The following is a 17,004-nucleotide window of genomic DNA, read 5'->3' on the forward strand; positions in this document are numbered from 1 at the left end:
GGCCCCGCCCCACGTTCAGACCGGCGTCAGCGCCGGCTCGCCGCCCAGCACGCGATGCACGTTGTCGAGCATCAGCCGCAGCATGATGCGGCGCGTTTCCACGGTGGCCGAGCCCGCATGCGGCGACAGCACGCAATTCGGCATCGTCAGCAGCGGCGAATCGACGAGCGGCTCCGTCTCGAACACGTCGAGCGCGGCGCCGCGAATCGTGCCGCGTTGCAGCGCCGTGACGAGCGCGGCCTCGTCGACCACCGAGCCGCGCGAGACGTTGACGAGAAAGCCGTCCTGCCCGAGGCCGGCCAGCACGCGCGCGTCGATCAGGTGGCGCGTGGCGGCGCCGCCCGGACAGCTGACGACGAGGATGTCCACCTGCTCGGCGAGCGCGGCCGCATCCGTGAAATACGCATACGGCACGGGCCGGCGCGCGCGCCCGCAATAGGCAAGTTCGACGCCGAACGGCGCGAGCCGCGCGGCGATGCCGAGGCCGATCCGGCCGAGCCCGACGATCCCCACGCGCTTGCCGGCAAGGCCCGTGGTGAGCCGGTACGGCGCGCGCGCCCAGCCACCGTCGCGCAGGTGCCGCTCCATCGCCGGTATCTCGCGCAGCAGCGCGAGCAGCAGCCCCACGGCGAGCTCGGCCACCGCCGCGTCGAGCACGCCCGGCGTGTTGGTGACGACGATGCCGCGCTCGCGCGCCGCCGCGAGCGGAATGCCGTCGTAGCCGACGCCCGAGGTCGCGACGATCGCCAGCGCGGGCAGCCGCTCGAACCACGCCGGCGCGACCGGATACTGGCTGCGCGTGACGATCGCGCGAATCCGGCCGCGCAGCGCCGCGTCGTCCATCACCCGCGCCTCGTCGTGGCAGTCGAGTTCGGCGTCGATCGCGCGCTGCAGCGCCTCGGGGAATTCTCCGATCCGCAGCACCGGCACGCGTGCGTCGTCGGTCATCGCGGCGCGTCCATCGCGGGGTCCGCACCACCGGCATCGCCCGCATCCTGCGCGCCGCGCTGCAGGCTCGCCGCGCGCAGGAAATCGAAATCGACGCCTTCGTCGGCCTGCGTGACGGTCTGCAGGAACAGCTTGCGATAGCCGCGCTCGGCGCTCGGCCGCGTCACCGGCCGCTCGCTCGCGCGCCGCGCCAGTTCCTCGTCCGTCACCAGCAGCGCCACCTCGCGCCGCGCCACACTGAGCCGGATCCGGTCGCCGCTGCGCACGTGCGCGAGCGGCCCGCCGATCGCGGCTTCGGGCGTGACGTGCAGCACGATCGTGCCGAACGCGGTGCCGCTCATGCGGCCGTCGGAGATCCGCACCATGTCCTTCACGCCGGCGCGCGCGAGCTTGCGCGGAATCGGGATGTAGCCGGCCTCGGGCATGCCCGGCGCGCCGAGCGGGCCGATCTGCTTGAGCACCAGCACGTCGTCGGCGTTCACGTCGAGCGCCTCGTCATCGATCCGCGCGACCAGGTCCTCGATGTTCTCGAACACCACGGCGCGCCCCTCGTGCTCCATCAGCTTCGGGTCCGCGGCCGACTGCTTGATGATCGCGCCGCCCGGCGCGAGGTTGCCGCGCAGCACGGCCAGCCCGCCCTGCGGATAGATCGGCCGCGAGAACGGCCGCACCACGTCCTGCGCGAAGCCGGCGCCGGCCGCCTCGATCCGCTCGCCGAGCGTCTCGCCCGTCACCGTCAGCGCATCGAGATGCAGCAGCGGCTTCAGCTCGCGCAGCAGCGTGGCGACGCCGCCCGCCTTGTGGAAGTCCTCCATGTAGTGCTGGCCGGTGGGCTTCAGGTCGAGCAGCACCGGCGTCTCGCGGCCCATGCGGTCGAGCGCGTCCAGATCGATGCGATGCCCGAGGCGCCCGGCGATCGCGGCCAGATGCACGATCGCGTTGGTCGAGCCGCCGATCGCGAGCAGCACGCGCAGCGCGTTGTCGAACGCGTACGGCGTGAGGATCCGGTCGATCGTGAGCCGTTCGGCCGCGAGCCACACGGCCGCCGTGCCGGTTTCCTCGGCCGCGCGGATCCGGTCGGCCGTGACGGCCGGCGGCGTGGCCGCGCCCGGCACCGTCATGCCGAGCGCCTCGGCGAGGCAGGCCATGGTGCTGGCCGTGCCCATCACCGAGCAGGTGCCCACGCTCGCCACCAGCTGGTTGTTGACGTCGGCCACCTCGTCATCGTCGATCTCGCTCGCGCGGAACTTCGCCCAGTAGCGGCGGCAGTCGGTGCAGGCGCCCACGCGCTCGCCGCGATGCGAGCCCGTCAGCATCGCGCCCGTCACGAGCTGGATCGCCGGGATGCCGGCCGAGGCCGCGCCCATCAGCTGCGCCGGCACCGTCTTGTCGCAGCCGCCGATCAGCACCACGGCGTCCATCGGCTGCGCGCGGATCATCTCCTCGGTGTCCATCGACATCAGGTTGCGCAGGTACATCGAGGTCGGCGAGGCGAAGCTCTCGTGGATCGAGATGGTCGGGAAATCCACCGGCAGGCCGCCCGCCAGCATCACGCCGCGCTTCACGGCCTCGATCAGCTGAGGCATGTTGCCGTGGCACGCGTTGAAGCCGCTGCCGGTGTTGACGATGCCGATCACGGGGCGATCGAGCGCCGGGTCGGTGTAGCCGGCGCCCTTGATGAAGGCCTTGCGCAGGAACAGCGAGAAGCCGGAATCGCCATACGAGGTCAGGCCGCGCCGCATGCCGGTGGCTTCGTCGGCGGCCCCGGACGTGGTGGAAGGTTCGGAGGGCGAGCCGGACCGCGGGCGGGTTGGCTGGTCGGATCGATCGTTCATGGCGTATTCCCTGCTTCGGATTGCGTGGTTATCGTGTGCGTCCGTGTTTGCGGATGCAGCGGCATCGTGCCTGCGTTGGCGGCCGGCGGCTCGCCAGGGCGCCTCATGGCTCGCGCGCGGCGAGCCCCGGCATCGCGAAGCCGGCCGCGTCGAGTTCGGCCAGCAGCTGCGCACCTTCGGCGGCGTCGAGCGCGACGAGCGGCGGGCGCACGATGCGCCAGCGTTCGTCGCGCCGCCAGTGCGCGAGCGTGAATTTCATCGCGGCGATCATCGGCCGCCCCTGGAAAATCCGGCGCACCGCCGTGACGGCCTGCTGCCGCGCATCCGCATCGGCGTCGCGCCAGTGCGCGCAGAGCCGGGCGATCGCGGCCGGATTCAGGTTCGCGGTCGCGCTGATGCAGCCCGCGCCGCCGAGCGGCAGCGCCGCGCCGAGCAGCGCCTCGCTGGCCGGGAAGATGTCGAGGCCGTCGGCCGCGAAGCGTTCGATCATCGCCTGCGTGTTGGCCCAGTCGCCCGACGAATCCTTGACGCCGGCCAGCGTGTGCGGATAACGCGTCCAGAGCCGCTCGATCAGGTTCAGCGTGATCGGCACGCCCGACAGCGCGGGGATGTGATAGAGGTACAGCGCGAGCCGCGCGTCGCCCACGCGCTCGATCACCTCCGAGTAGTAGGCGAACAGGCCGTCGTCCGACACCGGCTTGTAGAAGAACGGCGGCAGCGTCAGCACGCCGGCCGCGCCGGCCTCCACCGCGTGACGCGTGAGCCGCACCGTGTCGGGCAGCGCCGCGGCGCCGGTGCCCGGCATCATCGCGGCAGCCGGCACGCCGGCGGCGAGCAGCGCGTCGGTCAGCTCGATGCGCTCGGCCACCGACAGCGAGTTCGCCTCGGAGTTGGTGCCGAAGATCGCGAGACCGGCGCCGCTCGCCACCAGCCAGCGGCAGTGCGCGACGAAGGCATCGGTATCGGCCTCGAGGTTCGGATGGAACGGCGTGAGCACCGGGGCGAGCACGCCGCGCAGCCGCGGCGGACGGGAAGCGTTCATGCGGGGAATTCCTGCGGGATGGGTTGGAACGATTGCCGGCATGGGTTCATCGGTTGACGATCCGCGCCGGCAGGCACGCCACGATCAGGAGCGCCGACAGCGTCAGCGTGCCGGCCACGAGGTAGAGGCCCGAGGCGAGCGTGTGGGTCTGCGTCTTCAGCCAGCCGATCACGGCCGGGCTGACGAAGCCGGCCAGGTTGCCGGTGGAGTTGATCAGCGCGATGCCGGCCGCCGCGCCCGTGCCGCCGAGGAACGAGGTGGGCAGCGCCCAGAACATCGGCAGCGCGCAGATCACGCCGACCGTGGCGAGCGTGAGCCCGATCATCGCCGGCAGCAGCGACTGGCCCGCCACCGCGCACAGGCAGAAGCCGGCCGCCGCGAGCAGCGCCGGCGCGCCCACGTGCCAGCGGCGCTCGCGCGTGCGGTCGGCATGGCGGCCCACCAGCAGCATCGCCACCAGCGCGCTCGCATAGGGAATGATGGTGAGCAGGCCGACCATGAACGGATCGGCCACGCCCGAGTTGCGGATGATGGTGGGCTGCCAGAAGCCGATCGCGTAGGAGCCCATCACGATCCCGAACAGGATCAGGCACAGCAGCCAGACGCGCACCGAGCCGAATACCGCGCCGACCGAGCCGTGCGTGCGCACCGCCGAATCGCCACCCACCTCGCTCGCGATCACGGCCTTCTCGTCGGCGCTGAGCCAGGTCGCATCCTCGACGCGATCGTCCAGGAAAAAATACACGACGACGCCGAGCACCACCGCCGGCAGCGCCTCCACCACGAACAGCCACTGCCAGCCCGCGTGGCCGGCCGCGCCGTTGAACGCATGCATGATGAAGCCCGACAGCGGGCCGCCGACGATGCCCGACACCGGGTTGCCCGCCATCAGCACGGCCGTCATCTTGCCGCGCCGGTGCGAGGGGAACCAGTAGGTCAGGTAGAGGATCATGCCGGGGAAGAAGCCGGCCTCGGCCACGCCGAGCAGGAAGCGCACCGCGTAGAACATCGCCGGCGTCGACACCCAGGCCGTGGCCAGCGACAGCACCGCCCAGCTGACCATGATCCGCGCGATCCAGCGGCGCGCGCCGAGCCGGTGCAGCAGCAGGTTGCTCGGCACCTCGAAGAAGAAATAGCCGACGAAGAACAACCCCGCGCCGAAGCCGTACACGGCCTCGCTGAAATGCAGGTCGCCCAGCATCTGCAGCTTCGCGAAACCGACGTTCACGCGGTCGAGATAGGCCACCACGTAGCAGATGAACAGCAGCGGCATGAAGCGCCAGGCTGCCCTTCGAAAGGTCGCGTCGGCGGACGGCCGGGCCGCCCCCATCGGTATCGCGGGGTGAGTCGACATTGCGGGTGTCTCCGGTTGGCGGCGCGTCGCGCGGCTCGCGCGCGCCTTGTCGCGAGCACGCCTGCATGGGCGCGCTTCGTCGGCACGGTTGCTTGCGGTCCGCCGGAACGCGGTGGGCGAGGTCGCCCGCTTTCCGGCGTTGGCAGCAGTATTGCAACCTTGGCAGCGCGGAAAAAGCAGGGAACGTGTCGTTCAGACCTCAAAAATTTTTCGGTCCGGGGAGCGGGGGAATGTGGTGCGGGCGCCGGGGTGGCCCGGCGGCGGGAGGCGAGAGGGGAGAAACGGGAGGCGGCTCGAGTCAGCCACCCGGCTGGCGCGCGGTGCCGACGGAGCGAGAAGCATTCGGGCGCCGTTCAGACGGCGCCCGCTTGGGCAAGGCTCAGCGCGTCGTACCGAACGTCATCAGCTCGCCGAGGTCGCGCTCGACCGACCGGCAGCCGCGTTCGCGCCACTGCGCCGCGTCGATCTGGCCCGTCACGGCGCCGATGAACGGCACGCCGGCGGCGGCCGCGGCCTGCTCGTCGGCCGCGTGGTCGCCGATGTACACGGCCTCGTGCGGCGCGACGCCGAGCAGCGCGAGCGCCTTGTGCAGCCCTTCCGGATGCGGCTTGTGATGCGTGACGTCCTCGTTGCCGACGATCGCCGTCACGTAGTGCGCGAGATTCGCATGCCGCAGGATCTGCTCGATCCGGTAGCGGAACTTGGTCGACACGATCGCGACCGGAATCGCCTGCGCCGACAGCGTGAACAGCAGCGAGATCGCTTCCGGGTAGAAGCGCGTCATCTTCACCATCACCTGGTCGCCGTGCGCGACGAAGCGCGTGGCGTAGGTGGCCGCGAGCGCGGCGTCGTCGAGGCCGGTCAGGAACGTGAACGTGGCGGGCAGCGTCAGCCCGATCGACTCGCGGATGCGCGCCGCCGGCGGCGGCGTGATGCCCATGTCGGTCAGCGCCGACTCGGCGCAGAACGTGATGGCGTCGCTCGAATCGGCGAGCGTCAGATCGAAATCGAAGAGATAGGCGCGGCTGGCTGGAAACATGATCGGATCGGTGCGGCTGCCAGCCTGGCCGGGCGGCGGTGCCGGAATCGCAAACGCTCGATCATAGCGGAACGCCCGCGGCCGCGCGCGGTGTTTCGTCAAGCGCGGGCGCTTCGCATGGCTTGCGCGCGGTTCGTGCCGGCCGGCGGCGGCGGCGCGGCCGGTCGCCTACAATGGCGGCGGATGGGTCGGCGCAGACGCGGTATGCCCGCGGTGAATTTTCCGGCGCGCTTTCGCGGGTACGTCGGGCCGCTGTCGCGCCGCCCGGGCTACCGCCCGCATGCCGGCCGTGTCTCGCTCCGATTCCATGCCTCCACGCCTCCATTCGCCAGCCACGCATGACTCAGCCCTCGCCTTCGCCCCTTTCACCGCCTTCGTCCGGCACCGACCCCGCGTTCTTCGCGCTGCTCGCTCACAGTTATCGCCGGCTGCTCGGCAAGCCGCTCGTCCCCGATACCGTGCCGGCCGGCCAGCAGGCGGCCTGGCTCTACGAGGCCGCGCCGTTCGGCATCCTCGCGCACGACACGGCCGCCGATCCGGTGTTCGTCTACGGCAATCGGCGCGCGCAGGCCATCTTCGGCTACGACTGGCACGAACTGACCACGCTGCCCTCGCGCCTGTCGGCCGAGGCGCCCGAGCGCAGCGAGCGGCAGGCATTTCTCGATCAGGTGACGAACCACGGCTACGTCGACGACTATCGCGGCATCCGGATCGCGAAATCGGGCGCGCGGTTCTGGATCGAGAACGTCACCGTCTGGCAGCTGACCGACGCCGACGGTACCTATCGCGGACAGGCGGCACTGCTGCCGAACGTGACGCCGATCGCCCCGGCGCCGTAGGCGCGCTGCGGTTCGGCCCGAACCGCTCGCGCGTGCGCGGCAATTCGACCGCGGCCTACGTGGGATGATCGGGCGGCGCGGGACGAACCGCAGCGCCGCCGATGCAACCTGGACCAGCACCCGCCGCCGCGCCGACGATGCACGGCGGCTCGAAGGGCTGCAACTGCGCGGAACGCTGGCCGCCCGCGCCGATGAAGCCGCCGATCATCACGCTTCGTCCGGTTGCCGAAAACATAGGGACTCCCTAGTAAATCGGATGAAAACGTTGCGCCGGCTGATTGCCGGAACGGCTTCATCGAGGTCGATCCGTCGGCCCCCTTACCGCCACGAGCGTGGCATCGTCACGCCACGGCAGCCGCCGCGCCATGCTCGCGATGCCGGCAGCAAACGGCGATGGCTGACGGCGCTTTTTGTCCCGGCAGTTTCCCGCCCGAACATCCCGGGCCATGCAAGGATCCCGCGAAGCCTCGTCGCACGGCGCGATCCGGCCGACGACACGGTTCAATCCGATCGGGTTCATCCCTATGGGTCGACTATTCAGCAATCGCGTCGCGTCCCCGTTAACTAGGTATCTACCGCCATTGGCGAGACCGCGCTTTGCTGGGAAAGTGAAGTCAGCGGGCAAACGCAAAGTCGACGAGCAAACGATCGACAGAAGATCCAAGCCTGGCCGAATGGTGGAGCACGCATCGCGCGGGGTCGGCGATCGACTCCGGGCATCGGCGGCGCTGACGAACGGATACGGGATACAACAGCGACGGGGTGAAGTCATGCATGTCAACGAAATGAAAATCGAGGCGCGTCCCGGTACCGGGATCATCGGCGCGCTGCTCCTGCTGTGTCTCGCCGTGACGGCCGGGGCCTATCAGGTCTCCCGCGCGTTCGCCGGCACGCATACCATCACGACCGTCCTGCTGCCCGGCGTCGAGACGCTCGACGACATCCAGGCCAACGCCAACCGGGTACGCCGGAACACGCTGCGCCTGACCCTCATCACCGATCCGGCCGCGCGCCGCAGCCAGCTGCACCGGCGCAGCGCCGCGATCGCGGCGCTGAACCGCGACTTCTCGCAATACGAGCAGATGATCGGCTCGCCGCGCGAGCGCGAACGCTACGACCGGATCCACCGGAACTGGACGAAGTATCTGGCGCTGGACCAGCAGACGGTCGACGCCAGCGAACACGGCGAGGCCGGCGGCATCGAGGCGCGCGAGCTGGCGGGCGGCGAGGCGCCCAAGGTCTTCGCGGCCTTGCTGCTCATGATCGAGCAGGGTATCCAGTCGAGCCACCAGGATGCGCTCGCCGAATTCGCCCGGGCGCAGCAGCGCTATCACGAGGCGCTGCTGCTGGCCGGTGTGCTCGGCGTCGCGTCCCTGCTGATGGGCGGCGGTGCCGGCGCCTGGGTGCTGCGCAACGGTGCGGTGCCGGCGGCGCGGCCGCGGGCGGCGCTGCGGGCCGGCGCCGGGCGCCTGCTCAAGGCCGTGGCGCGGCTGATGGACGGCGCGGACGGCATCACGCGCGACCCCGCCGAGCGCGCGGGCAGCATCGTCCCGCGCCATCCGATCGGCATCAGCAGCATCGTCGCCAGGCCGTTGACGTTCGTCGAATTCGCCTCGGCGATCCGCACGCATCTGCCGGTCGCGCCGCGCGCCGCGATGCCCGTGGCGATCGACGCAGGCGCGCCGGCCGGCGCCGCCATGCCGGCCCTCGAGGCAACCAGCGGCCCGGCGCTGCCGGACTACGCGAGCGAGGCCGCGATCGACGACGCCTGCGTGGCCGCGCTGCGCGAGCAGGCCAACGACGAGATGCCCGACCTCGCCCGCGACGTCGTCGCGATCTACCTCTCCAGTTCGGCATCGCAGGTCGCCGCGCTGACCCACGCGCTCGAATACGGCGCCCTGCACTACGCCGCACGGCTCGCGCACACGCTCGAGGCGAGTAGCGCCTACGTCGGCGCGCTGGGCTTCGCGGCCTTGATGAAACAGGTCTCGCGGCAAGTGCGATTGCACGATCTGGACGCCGTCGCGCTCGCCCGGCATATCACCGCGGTGTTCGCGCTGGTGCAGGCGAACCTGTTCGAACGGTTCGCCAAGGCCTAGGGCGCGCGCCCTCGCGCTGGGTGGTCGTGCCCGACGGCCGCTTCACGCGTCGGTCGATGACGCGCGATCTGCCGCCGGTCCGCTTCGATCGCCGCCCTAGCCGCCGTGCTCAGGCGCCGAACGCGGCCTTCGCGAGCAGCCCCACCGCGACCACGCTCAGCACCGCGGCGAAGCCGGCCTGCACGTGGCGCGCCGCGAGCCGATGCGAGGCGAAGCGGCCCGCGATCATGCCGGCCGCCGTGGTCACGCTGAACCAGACGGCGACCTCGACGGGCACCGGCGTGCCGTGCGCGACCGTCGAGGCGATGCCGCCCGCGCCCACCAGCGCGATCACCATCAGCGAGGTGGCCACCACGCCGTGCATCGGCACGTCGGTCAGCTTGCGCAGCATCGGCACGATGATGAAGCCGCCGCCCACGCCGAGCAGCCCGGTCATGAGGCCGGTGACGGCGCCGGTGGCCGCGAGTGCGACGGCGGTACGCGGCGTCCAGGCGAGCCGGCCGGTCGCGGGATCGAGATGGCCGACGCAGAGCGGCGAGGCGTCGGGCTGCCCGGTGCGCCCGGCCCGCACCTGACGCCACAGCCGCAACGCAACCACCAGCATCACCGCCGCGAACAGCGCGAGCAGCAGCCGCTGCGGCAGCGCATGCGCGGCACGCACGCCGAGCGAGGTGGCCGGCACGCCCGCCGCCGCCATCAGCAGCGCGGCGCGATAGCGGACCAGCCGCTGCCGGAACGCCTCCAGCGCGCCGATCGCCGCGCTGCCCGACACCGCGATCAATGCCACCGGCGTGGCCTGCTGCATCGGCCAGCCGAGTCCCACCACCAGCGCCGGCACGGCGAGGATGCCGCCGCCCGCGCCGGTCAGGCCGAGCACCGCGCCCACCAGCGCGCCGAGGATCAGTGCGGTTTCCATTCAGCGGCTCCGGCAGGGGAAGGCCGCGCGCGGCGAGCCGGCCGGCGGCAAGGCGACGGACGACGGATGACAGCGGGCGGCCGCCACGGCGGCATGGGCATCATGGGTCAACGCGGTTTCCTTTTCTTTTCTGTCGGGGGTGGCGCCCTGGGGAGGGCGTGCAACGAAGGCAGCGACTATTAACAAGTCGCATGCCAGCCTGCGACAGGCGCGCCTAAACACTTGATTTTGCTCACAGCACACCCGGCGGAAACGGATGGCGCAAGCCGGCCGCGGCGCGTGCAGCCCATGCCGACGCCGCCATCGGCAGCGATTCGTGGCAGGAAGTGGCAGTGATGGCAGTGGTCGATGCGTCGTCCCGGTCGGCCGGGCGCAAACGCGGCGTGTCGGGAGCCGGCAACGGCGGGAACGGCGCTTGCCCGCGCGGCCGCTGTCCATTCCCGTCGCGCACCGGCCGATCGACGCCGTCGGCGCGTGGTGCCCCGCATCGCGCCTCCCTTGGCAGTCGGCAGTCGGCAGTCGGCAGTCGGCAGTCGGCGCCATGGTGCCTGCGCCCCGAACGCCCCGGGGCCGCCTCGTCCGTCCTCGAACGCCGCGCCTCGCAGCGATTCCCCGCCGCGCATGCATCCCGCTCGTTTCGGCGTCCGTATCTGTCCAGGCCAACCTTCAGCGAAACCGACCATGCCCGCCCACGCGCGACTCGCCTGCCGAATATCCGGCCCTGCAACGGGGGCCGGAGTGCTATATTTCGACAGCCCTGTCCGCTCACGCGCGCCGCGCGTCCCGCCCTCCATGAACGACACGCCCGGCCGTGCCGAGAGTCCCGATCCCGACGACGCCGCCCGCGATGCCGGCGCCGCGCGCCGCGAACGCCTGAACCAGCTGCTGCTGAGCGTGGCGCAGGGCGACCAGCAGGCATTCGCCGAGTTCTACCGCCTGACCTCGTCGCGCGTCTATGGCGTGATCGTGCGGATGCTGCACGACACCGGCGAGGCCGAGGACATCCTGCAGGAGGTCTACACCAGCGCATGGCGCCGCGCCGACAGCTTCGATCCCGCGCGCGCCGGCGCGATGACCTGGCTCGTCACGCTGGCGCGCAACCGCGCGATCGACCGGCTGCGCCAGCACCGCGAAACCCCGCTCGACGATAGCGCCGCGCAGGACCTGCCCGACGACGACACGCCCTCGCCCGCCGCGCTCGCCGAAGCCAGCGAGGAACGGCGCCGCCTGCAGGACTGCCTCGACCAGCTCGGCGCGCCGCAGCGCCATGCCGTGCGCGACGCGTTCTTCAGCGGCGCGACCTACGCGGAACTGGCCGAACGGCTCAGCGTGCCGCTCGGCACCATGAAGAGCTGGATCCGGCGCAGCCTGACGCAGCTGAAGCTGTGCCTCGAACGATGAATACGCCCGCCCACTCCGATCCCGAGCTGCGCTGCGCCGAATACGCGCTCGGCGTGCTCGACGCCGACGCGCGCCGCGCGCTCGAACACGAGGCCGCCGCCGATCCCTCGCTCGCGGCGATGCTGGCGCGCTGGCAGGCGCGCTTCGCGCCGCTGGCCGAGGACGTGCTGCCGATCGTGCCGTCGCCGCGTGTCTGGACCCGGATCCGGCGCGATCTCGGCTTCCTGCCGGCGCGCGATGCAGCCGCCGCGCGCGACGGCCAGCGCGGCGCGGGCGGCTGGTGGAACCACCTCGGCTTCTGGCGCTGGCTCGGCATCGGTGCGAGCCTCGCCACCGTCGCGCTGGTGGCCGTGACGCTGACCACCGCGCGCCACGAAGCCACGGTGCCGGGCACGCAGACCGCCGCCCGGCCGGGCGCCGGCTACATGGTGGCCACCATCGCGCGTCCGGACGGCGTCGCGCACTGGACCGCCACGGTCGACCTGCGGCGCGCGCAGATGCTGGTAGTGCCGGCCGACAAGCCGACCATCGCGGCGAACCGCTCGACCGAGCTCTGGCTGATCCCGCCGAACGCGAAACCGATTCCGCTCGGCGTGTTCGCGGCCGACGCGCCGGCCGCGGTGGCGCTGCCGCCCGAGATCGTCGCGCAGCTGAGCGCGCGCGCGGTGCTGGCGGTGTCGGTCGAACCGGTGGGCGGCTCGCCGACCGGCCAGCCGACCGGGCCGGTGATCGCCACGGGGACGATGCACGAGGCTTGAAGGACGGCGCCTCTCGCGGGCCCCGATCCAGTCCACATTGGGTTTCCGGTGGGCGCCCCCGTATGCCGTCGAGCAGCGTTTTCTCCCGCTGCGTCCCGTCACGGTCGGTATCTTTATTGCTATCCGTCTCCGCCACCGCTGACGCATTTTCCTCGACGGCACGCGTCGCCTGCCTCCCGTCGCGGCCATGAAATTTGGCGCCGGCCAGTGTGCCAGTGCCTGCCGCACCGCCACAAGCCACGCCCGTAAAATCCGCATGCCCCTCCCCCCCGCTTCGCCGCGCGGCGATACCGCGCCGCAGCACGCCAACTGTTACGGATACCCAATCAACCGCCCGATCCACCGATCGCACCCCGAATCAATCGCCGGGCTGTTTCGTCCCCGTCAACGGCGCGGCCGATCCTGCCGCTTTCGGCTGAGCATTCCCCCGTATTGACCTCCGGCTGCACTTAATGAAAATGGAAGCATTCCTTCGCCAGGAGAGGCGATGCGCAGCGTTTTCATTTCACCCGAAGCGAACCGCGCGCCACGCACGCTGACGCCCTGCGCCCCGCATCCGGGCCGGCCCCGGCTCCGTATCTCCCCGTTTTCACCCGCGGGAGTTCGCATGCCCATCGCCGCCACCGTCGCGCTGGCCTTCATCGCCACCAGCGCCGCCTTCACCGCCGTCTGGCTCCACCAGCTGCGCTCGCGCAACGCCGGGCTGATCGATCCCGTCTGGGCCGCGATGCTCGGCGCGGTGGCCGTCTACGTCGCCGTGGCCGGCACCGGCGCGCCGGCCAGCCGCGCGTTCGTGGCGATCGCGGGCGGCCTCTGGGGCCTGCGCCTGGCCGCGCATCTGCTGCGCCGCAACGCGGGCCACGCCGAGGATGCGCGCTACCACGCGCTGCGCGAACAATGGGGCGCTGCCGCGCCCGCGCGCATGTTCGGCTTCTTCCAGTTGCAGGCGGTGGTGTCGATGCTGCTTGCGATCGCATTCCTGGTGCCGGCCTATCGCCCCGAGACGCCAACGCCGGCGGCATTCGTCGCGGCCGTCGCGATCTGGCTCGCGGCGGTGGCCGGCGAAGCCTCGGCCGACCGCCAGCTGCGCCGCTTCGCGGCCGATCCGGCGCACCGCGGCCAGGTGTGCCGCGCCGGCTGGTGGCGCTATTCGCGGCACCCGAACTACTTCTTCGAATGCCTGCACTGGCTCGCCTACACGGCGCTCGCGATCGGGCTGCCATGGGGCTGGCTCACGCTCGCGCCGCCGTGCCTGATGGCGTGGCTGCTGCTGCGCGTGTCCGGCATTCCGATGCTCGAAGCCCACCTGCAACGCTCGCGAGCCGGCTATCGCGACTACATCCGCACGACGAGCGCGCTCATCCCGTGGCCGCCGCGCGCGGCCGACCATAACGACCCACAAGAACGGAGCCCACGATCATGACAGCGACCACCCTCGATTCGAAATCCGCCGCCGACCGCGACAGCTGGCTGATCCGCTACTGCGAGCGCGGTCGCGTGTCCGATTCGGTGATCCGCGGCGGCATCGCGGCGCTGCTGTGGCAGCGGCTGCGTGCCGAGCACGTCGACGACGACGAGGTGCGCGCCAACGCGCTGAACGCGTTCGTCGAGGAGCTGAACCGCAGCCCGATCGCGATCGACACGCAGGCGGCCAACCGCCAGCACTACGAGATGCCGGCCAGCTTCTTCGCGGCCCATCTCGGCCCGCGCCTCAAGTACTCGTGCTGCTACTTCCCGACCGGCGAGGACACGCTCGCGCACGCCGAGGACGCCATGCTCGCGCTCTACGCCGAGCGCGCCGAGCTGGCCGACGGCCAGCGCATCCTCGATCTCGGCTGCGGCTGGGGGGCGCTGTCGCTGTGGCTGGCCGAGCGCTATCCGGGTTCGCAGATCGTCGGGCTGTCGAACTCGCAGAGCCAGCGCGCGTTCATCGAGCAGCGCGCGGCCGAGCGCGGCCTGACGAACCTCAAGATCGTCACCGGCAACATCGTCGATTTCGAATTCGCGGCGGCCGACGCGCGCTTCGACCGCGTGCTGTCGATCGAGATGTTCGAGCACATGAAGAACTACCGCGCGCTGCTGGCGAAGATCTCGCACTGGCTCGACGACGACGGCAAGCTGTTCGTCCACCTGTTCGCGCACCGGCTCGTGGCCTATCACTTCACCGCGCGCGACGGCAGCGATTGGATGTCGCGCCACTTCTTCACCGGCGGCACGATGCCGTCGGCGGACCTGCTGCTGCGCTTCCAGGATCACCTGCACGTGCAGCGGCAATGGTGGCTCGACGGCACCCATTACGCGCGCACCGCGAACCACTGGCTCGCCTCGCTCGACGCCGCGCATGAGCAGATCATGCCCGAGCTGCGCGAGGCGTTCGGCGACGACGCGCCGATCGTGTTCCAGCGCTGGCGCATGTTCTACATGGCCGTGGCGGGGCTGTTCGGGTTCCGGCGCGGCCATGAATGGGGCGTCGCGCACTACCTGTTCGACAAGCGCTCGGCGCTCGGCGCGTGAGCGCGGCCGCTGAATGACGGTGACGGCACGCGCAACCGCCTGCCTGGAGCGGCCATGACGCGCCCGCCGGAGCCGCCGGAGCCGCCGGGAGCGGTGGGAGCACCAGCCGATCCCGCCCGGCGCCGCGCGCTGCTTGCGCTGGCGGCGGCGCCCGCCGTGCTCGGCGCCGCCTGCCACGACGCGCCACCCAATCCGAATCCGCGCGCCGGCCTGCCGCTCGTGCCGGTGCCGGTCGACCTGCCGCGCTACATGGGACGCTGGTACGTGATCGCGCACCTGCCGTACTGGGCCGAGCGCGGCTTCGTGGCGAGCCGCGCCGAGTGGACGCTGCGCCCCGACGGCCGAATCGACGACCGCTTCATCGCGCGGCGCGGCTTCGACGGCCCCGAGCGCCGCTACCACTTCGTCGATACCGCGCTGCCGGGCGGCGGCGAATGGCGCGTGCGGCTGCTCTGGCCGATCCACGTGAGCCAGCTGACGCTGTTCGTCGATCCCGACTATCGCACCACGCTGCTCGGCTATCGCGGCAAGCACCTCGGCTGGGTGTTCGCGCGCGAGCCCGAACTCGACGACGCCACTTACCACGGCCTGCTCGCGCGCTTCGACGCGTTCGGCTACGACACCTCGCGCTTTCTGCGCGTGCCGCAGAAACGCGAGCAGCTCGGGAGGGAGGGCTTCGAGGCGGTTGCCGGCTGACGTCGCGCCGAGCGGCTGCGGCTTGCGCGGATAACGCCCCGCCCCCCGGTATGCCGCGGCCACGCCGCCTGGCGCGAGGCCGGTCCGGCGCCGCCGTGGCCCGCGCCCCGGTAGCAAGCCCGCGCTGGCCTGCCTCGCGCTCCCGGCTCCCCCCGCTCCCCCGAACCCACCGCTCCTGCATCCATCCGGCGCGCGCGCCCGTATATCTCCCGACGCCGGCAATCGTGCCGGCCACCCGCCTCAGGAGATCGCAGCCGATGTCACTCGTGCACGCCCCCGTCCCCGCCGGACAACGGATCGCCGTGGTCGGCGCCGGCATCGCCGGGCTCGCCGCCGCCTATCTGCTCGCGCGCCGCCATCGGGTCACGCTGTTCGAGGCGAACGGGAAGCTGGGCGGGCACACGCATACCGTCGACATCGAGCTGGACGGGCAGCGCCATCCCGTCGACACGGGTTTCCTGGTCTTCAACGAGCGCACCTATCCGAACCTGATCGCGCTGCTCGACGAGCTCGGCGTGGGAACCCACGACACCGACATGTCGTTCTCGGTGTCGATCGGCGACGGCCGCCTCGAATGGGCCGGCACCAACCTCGCCACCGTGTTCGCGCAGCGCCGCAACCTGTTCTCGCCGCCGTTCATCGCAATGCTGCGCGACATCGCCCGCTTCAACCGCACGGCCGACGCCAACCTCGCGCGCGCGAAGCGCGGCGGCCTCACGGTGGGCGAGCTGCTCTCGGCCGGCGGATACGGCGTGCCGTTCCGCGATCACTATCTGCTGCCAATGGCCGCCGCGATCTGGTCGAGCGCGGTCAACGACATCCTGCGCTTCCCGGCCGAGACGTTCCTGCGCTTCTGCCTCAACCACGCGCTGCTGCAGGTGAACGGCCGGCCGAAATGGAAGACCGTGGCGGGCGGCGGGCGCGAGTACGTGGCGCGCATCGCGGTGATGCTCGACGACGTGCGCGCGCGCTCGCCGGTGCGCGCCGTGCGCCGCGACCACGACGGCGTGGTGGTGCATACCGACGCGGTCGGCCCCGAGCGTTTCGACCAGCTCGTGCTGGCCTGCCACGCGCCCACCAGCCTGCGCCTGCTGCAGGACGCGAGCGATGCCGAGCGTACCGTGCTGGGCGCCGTGCGCTACCAGCGCAACGTCGCGCTGCTGCATACCGATGCGGCGCTGCTACCGCGCCGCCGCCGCGTCTGGTCGGCCTGGAACTACCTGGGCCGCGCGGGCGCCGCGCACGAGGCGCGGCCCGTCTGCGTCAGCTACCTGATCAACCGGCTGCAGCCGCTGCCGTTCGACACGCCGGTGGTGGTCACGCTGAACCCGATCGACGATCCGGAGCCCGGCCGCGTACTCGGCTGCTACGAATACGAGCATCCGCTGCTCGATCGCGCGGCCGTGGACGCGCAGCAGCGTCTGCCCGACCTGCAGGGCCGCCGCCGCACCTGGTTCGCCGGCGCCTGGACCGGCTACGGTTTCCACGAGGACGGGCTGCGCTCGGCGCTGCGCGTCGCGCAAGACTTCGGCACGCTGCCGGCCTGGGCGGTGCCGTGAAGCC

Annotated in this window: 15 protein-coding genes; 8 read left to right on the top strand and 7 right to left on the bottom strand. The window is 71.5% G+C overall.

Annotation, left to right across the window (positions count from 1 at the left end):
• Nucleotides 1-15: 15 nt before the first annotated feature.
• The 5 genes from BpN12_RS12430 to BpN12_RS12450 all read right to left on the bottom strand — a co-directional run bounded on the left by BpN12_RS12430 (nucleotide 16) and on the right by BpN12_RS12450 (nucleotide 6,218).
• Entirely contained in the window at nucleotides 16-948 is a 933-nt protein-coding gene (locus BpN12_RS12430; protein ID WP_246792883.1) for a 2-hydroxyacid dehydrogenase, read from the bottom strand.
• Nucleotides 945-2,690 (bottom strand): IlvD/Edd family dehydratase, encoded by a 1,746-nt coding sequence (locus tag BpN12_RS12435; protein ID WP_246794707.1) that lies wholly within the window; start codon nucleotides 2,688-2,690, stop codon nucleotides 945-947. Before BpN12_RS12435 ends, BpN12_RS12430 begins: the two co-directional genes overlap by 4 nt.
• Nucleotides 2,691-2,886: 196 nt before the next feature.
• Entirely contained in the window at nucleotides 2,887-3,825 is a 939-nt protein-coding gene (locus tag BpN12_RS12440) for a dihydrodipicolinate synthase family protein (protein ID WP_246792884.1), read from the bottom strand.
• 46 nt (nucleotides 3,826-3,871) lie between these two features.
• Complete coding sequence (locus tag BpN12_RS12445) at nucleotides 3,872-5,179, bottom strand: MFS transporter (RefSeq protein ID WP_246792885.1); 1,308 nt, start codon at nucleotides 5,177-5,179, stop codon at nucleotides 3,872-3,874.
• 379 nt (nucleotides 5,180-5,558) lie between these two features.
• Nucleotides 5,559-6,218 (bottom strand): HAD family hydrolase, encoded by a 660-nt coding sequence (locus BpN12_RS12450; RefSeq protein ID WP_246792886.1) that lies wholly within the window; start codon nucleotides 6,216-6,218, stop codon nucleotides 5,559-5,561.
• A 338-nt stretch (nucleotides 6,219-6,556) separates the two neighbouring features.
• Here BpN12_RS12450 and BpN12_RS12455 point away from each other — a divergent pair, with 338 nt between their 5' ends.
• Nucleotides 6,557-7,057 (top strand): MEKHLA domain-containing protein, encoded by a 501-nt coding sequence (locus BpN12_RS12455; protein ID WP_246792887.1) that lies wholly within the window; start codon nucleotides 6,557-6,559, stop codon nucleotides 7,055-7,057.
• Between the two features lie 55 nt (nucleotides 7,058-7,112).
• Here BpN12_RS12455 and BpN12_RS12460 read toward each other — a convergent pair whose 3' ends face one another.
• Nucleotides 7,113-7,292, bottom strand: coding sequence for a hypothetical protein (locus tag BpN12_RS12460; protein WP_246792888.1), 180 nt, complete (start codon nucleotides 7,290-7,292; stop codon nucleotides 7,113-7,115).
• A 211-nt stretch (nucleotides 7,293-7,503) separates the two neighbouring features.
• On the opposite strand from BpN12_RS12460, the gene BpN12_RS12465 reads away from it, so the two are divergent.
• A complete protein-coding gene (locus tag BpN12_RS12465) occupies nucleotides 7,504-9,156 on the top strand; it encodes an MCP four helix bundle domain-containing protein (protein ID WP_246792889.1) in 1,653 nt (550 codons plus the stop codon).
• A 109-nt stretch (nucleotides 9,157-9,265) separates the two neighbouring features.
• Here the strand turns inward: BpN12_RS12465 and BpN12_RS12470 are convergent, their stop codons facing one another.
• Nucleotides 9,266-10,072, bottom strand: a complete 807-nt coding sequence (locus tag BpN12_RS12470) for a sulfite exporter TauE/SafE family protein (protein ID WP_246792890.1) — start codon at nucleotides 10,070-10,072, stop codon at nucleotides 9,266-9,268.
• A 792-nt stretch (nucleotides 10,073-10,864) separates the two neighbouring features.
• Between BpN12_RS12470 and BpN12_RS12475 the strand changes: the two genes are divergently transcribed.
• The 6 genes from BpN12_RS12475 to BpN12_RS12500 all read left to right on the top strand — a co-directional run bounded on the left by BpN12_RS12475 (nucleotide 10,865) and on the right by BpN12_RS12500 (nucleotide 17,000).
• Entirely contained in the window at nucleotides 10,865-11,473 is a 609-nt protein-coding gene (locus tag BpN12_RS12475; protein ID WP_246792891.1) for a sigma-70 family RNA polymerase sigma factor, read from the top strand.
• Nucleotides 11,470-12,231, top strand: a complete 762-nt coding sequence (locus BpN12_RS12480) for an anti-sigma factor (protein ID WP_246792892.1) — start codon at nucleotides 11,470-11,472, stop codon at nucleotides 12,229-12,231. The genes BpN12_RS12475 and BpN12_RS12480 overlap by 4 nt, the downstream gene beginning before the upstream one ends.
• 607 nt (nucleotides 12,232-12,838) lie before the next feature.
• Nucleotides 12,839-13,654, top strand: coding sequence for a DUF1295 domain-containing protein (locus tag BpN12_RS12485; RefSeq protein ID WP_246792893.1), 816 nt, complete (start codon nucleotides 12,839-12,841; stop codon nucleotides 13,652-13,654).
• Entirely contained in the window at nucleotides 13,651-14,745 is a 1,095-nt protein-coding gene (locus tag BpN12_RS12490; protein WP_246792894.1) for an SAM-dependent methyltransferase, read from the top strand. Before BpN12_RS12485 ends, BpN12_RS12490 begins: the two co-directional genes overlap by 4 nt.
• 54 nt (nucleotides 14,746-14,799) lie before the next feature.
• Complete coding sequence (locus BpN12_RS12495; RefSeq protein WP_246792895.1) at nucleotides 14,800-15,441, top strand: lipocalin family protein; 642 nt, start codon at nucleotides 14,800-14,802, stop codon at nucleotides 15,439-15,441.
• Between the two features lie 257 nt (nucleotides 15,442-15,698).
• Entirely contained in the window at nucleotides 15,699-17,000 is a 1,302-nt protein-coding gene (locus tag BpN12_RS12500) for an NAD(P)/FAD-dependent oxidoreductase (protein ID WP_246792896.1), read from the top strand.
• Nucleotides 17,001-17,004: the final 4 nt, after the last annotated feature.

The organism is Burkholderia perseverans, assembly GCF_022870505.1.
Taxonomy (GTDB): domain Bacteria; phylum Pseudomonadota; class Gammaproteobacteria; order Burkholderiales; family Burkholderiaceae; genus Burkholderia; species Burkholderia plantarii.